Below are 3,067 nucleotides of genomic sequence, written 5' to 3' on the forward strand. Positions count from 1 at the left end.
CCCGTAAGGACACCGACATGACCGACTCAGCCCCCACCGGCCACGCCGTGATCGCCGATCTGCGCCGGGCCGGACCCGTGGACGCCGCCACCGTGCTCACCGGGCCCCTGCGCACCGTGCGCGTGACCCGCCTGCTCCCGAGGAGTGCGGCCGAACTGGCCGCCCGGGACGTCGAGCACACCGTGTACGTCACCGACGGCACCGGGACGGTGGAGGTCGGGGCGACCGGCGTGGCCCTCGCCCCCGGCGTCTCCCTGACCCTGCCCCTGGGAGCCCAGGCCCGCGTCCGGGCGGGCGCCGACGGGCTCGAATACTTCCACGCCGTCCTGGACGTCCCGCGAGAGGAACACCAGTGATCATCAATGCGAGCCACCGCACGGCCGCCCTGCACACCGGCGGCCAGGACCCCGTCCGTATCCGCTGTCTGGCCCGGCGCGGCATGCTGCACAGCGAGTGCGAAGCCGTCGACCGGGTGAGCCTGCCGCCCCACGCGCACTACGACCTCGTCGGCCGCGACGACGCCGAAGCGGCCTGGTACGTACTCAGCGGCCCGCTCACCGTCCGAGGGACCGGGACCCCGCCCACCACCTCGGTGCTCGGCGACCGTGACCTGCTCCTGGCCCCCATCGCGCAGGACATCACGCTGCGGGCCGGACCGCGAGGCGCCGAGCTGCTGTGTCTGACCGTCACCTCCGCGGCCGTCACCCGGCGCCTGCCACCCCGTACCCCCGACACGACCAAGGAGCGGACATGACCGCCAACTCCCTTGCCGCAGCCGTCACATCGGATGCCTCCGGCATCCGGGCCGTCCACCACATCGCCTTCACCGTGCCCGACCTCGACGAGGCCGTCGCCTTCTTCACCGACGTGCTGGGCGCCGAGGAGGCCTACCGCACCGGGCGGATCGCCGCCGACGACGACTGGATGCACCGCCAGCTCGGTGTCGACCCCCGGGCCACCGCCCATATCGCCATGCTGCGCCTGGGCCCGGCCCTCAACATCGAACTCTTCCAGTACACCGGGCCCGGCCGACGCGGGCAGATGCCCCGCAACAGCGACGTGGGCGGCCACCATCTGGCGCTGTGGACGGACGACTTCGACGCCGGCGTCCGCCATCTGACCGCCGCACCGGGCGTACGGATGCTCGGCGAGCCGCAAGAGGTCGGCGAGGGCCCCATCCGCGGCACCCGGTGGGTCTACTTCACCACCCCCTGGGGCCTGCACCTCGAACTCGTCCACGCTCCCCGGCACCAGCCCTACGAGGAGCACACCGCCGTACGCCTGTACCAACCGCGGGCGCCGCACGAAGGGAGAGGGACATGAGGGGCATCTGGGGCCCGGGCACCCCGCCGGTGGTCCGGCACGACGCCACCCGCTACGACGCCGACGTCGTCGTGATCGGCTCCGGCGCCGGGGGATCGGCGGTGGCCTGGGCCCTCGCCACCACCGGCGCCCGTGTCCTCGTCGTCGAGCGCGGCGGCTTCCTGCCCCGCGAGGAGGCGAACTGGTCGCCGGAAGCCGTCTTCGGCGACGGCCGCTACCGCAACGCCGAGACCTGGCACACCACCGGCGGCACGGCCTTCACCCCCGCCGCCCACTACTACGTCGGCGGTACCACCAAGGTCTACGGGGCGAGCCTGCCCCGGCTGCGCGAGAGCGACTTCGACGCCGTCGAGCACCTGGACGGCACCTCCCCGGCCTGGCCCTTCGGCTACGGCGACCTGGAGCCGTACTACGCCGAGGCCGAGCGCCTCTACCGGGTGCACGGCCAGGTGGGCCACGACCCGACGGAGCCGGCCCGCTCCGGTCCCTACCCGCACCCGCCGGTCGCCCACGCACCCCGTATCGCGGAGCTGGAGCGACGGCTGCGCGGCCAGGGGCTCCACCCCCATCCACTGGAACTGGGCGTCGACCTGGCCGACGGAGGCAGCTGTGTGCGCTGCGGCACCTGCGACGGCTTCCCGTGCCGCCTCGGCGCCAAGAGCGACGCGGAGACCCGCGCCCTGCGCCCGGCCCTGCGCGCCCCGACGGTCCGGCTGCTCACCCACACCCATGTCTCCCGGCTGCGCACCGACCCGTCCGGGCGCACGGTCACCACCGTCGAGGCCACCAGGAACGGCCACCGGGTCACCCTCACCGCCGGAACGGTCATCGTCTCCTGCGGGGCCGTCAACTCGGCGGCGCTGCTGCTCCGTTCGTCCAGCGGCGCCCACCCGGCGGGGCTCGCCAACGGCAGCGGTCTGGTGGGGCGCAACCTGATGCTGCACCACAACAGCATGCTGATGGCCGTCGACCCCCGCCGCCGCGACCCGGCGGTCTTCCAGAAGACCCTCGCCGTCAACGACTTCTACCGGGCCGGCGCCCGCACCCCCCACCCGCTGGGCAACCTCCAGCTGATGGGCAAGGTCCACCCCGCCGCCATGGCGACCGCGCACCCGCGCGTGCCCCGCCGCGTCCTGGGTGAGCTGGCGGCCCACAGCGTCGACTGGTGGCTCATCTCGGAGGACCTGCCGCGCCCGGAGAACCGCGCCCTGCTCGGACCCGGGGGAGGCATCACCCTCGACTGGCACCCCGTCAACGCCCGCGCCCACCGGCGTCTGGTACGTGAAGGGGCACGGATGATGCGCCGCGCCGGATACCCGCTCGTCCTCACCCACCGCATGGGCGTCGAGCACACCGGCCACCAGTGCGGGACGACCGTCGCCGGTCACGACCCCGCCCGCTCGGTCCTCGACCCCTACTGCCGCAGCCACGAGGTGCGCAACCTGTTCGTCGTGGACGGCGGGTTCTTCCCCTCGTCCGCGGCCGTCAACCCGACCCTGACCATCGTCGCGCAGGCCCTGCGCGCGGCCGGCGGCGACGCCGTCCTGCCCTGACCTCACTTGAGGAGCCCCACCATGTCCCTGCACCGCCTGTCCTCCGTCACCATCGGCGTCCCCGACCCCGCGGCGACCGCCCCGTACTACACCGAACTCGGCCTGCGGGCGCAGGACAACGGCTGGTTCGCCACCCGCGACGGCGGCCGCCAGCTGCGGATCGTGTCCGCGCCCACCCGCCGCCTCGTCGA

Annotated in this window: 3 protein-coding genes and 1 pseudogene; all 4 read left to right on the plus strand. The window is 74.0% G+C overall.

Annotation, left to right across the window (positions count from 1 at the left end):
• Positions 1 to 356, plus strand: a pseudogene (locus tag A8W25_RS06160) (cupin domain-containing protein); the annotation flags it as partial.
• Entirely contained in the window at positions 353 to 754 is a 402-nt protein-coding gene (locus A8W25_RS06165; protein ID WP_199831685.1) for a hypothetical protein, read from the plus strand. The pseudogene A8W25_RS06160 and the gene A8W25_RS06165, both read left to right, overlap by 4 nt.
• Positions 751 to 1,323, plus strand: coding sequence for a VOC family protein (locus tag A8W25_RS06170; RefSeq protein ID WP_067157206.1), 573 nt, complete (start codon positions 751 to 753; stop codon positions 1,321 to 1,323). Before A8W25_RS06165 ends, A8W25_RS06170 begins: the two co-directional genes overlap by 4 nt.
• Positions 1,320 to 2,876, plus strand: coding sequence for a GMC oxidoreductase (locus tag A8W25_RS06175; RefSeq protein WP_067157209.1), 1,557 nt, complete (start codon positions 1,320 to 1,322; stop codon positions 2,874 to 2,876). The genes A8W25_RS06170 and A8W25_RS06175 overlap by 4 nt, the downstream gene beginning before the upstream one ends.
• Positions 2,877 to 3,067: the final 191 nt, after the last annotated feature.

The sequence above is a fragment of the Streptomyces sp. ERV7 genome, from assembly GCF_001653515.1.
In the GTDB taxonomy this organism is placed as follows: Bacteria; Actinomycetota; Actinomycetes; order Streptomycetales; family Streptomycetaceae; genus Streptomyces.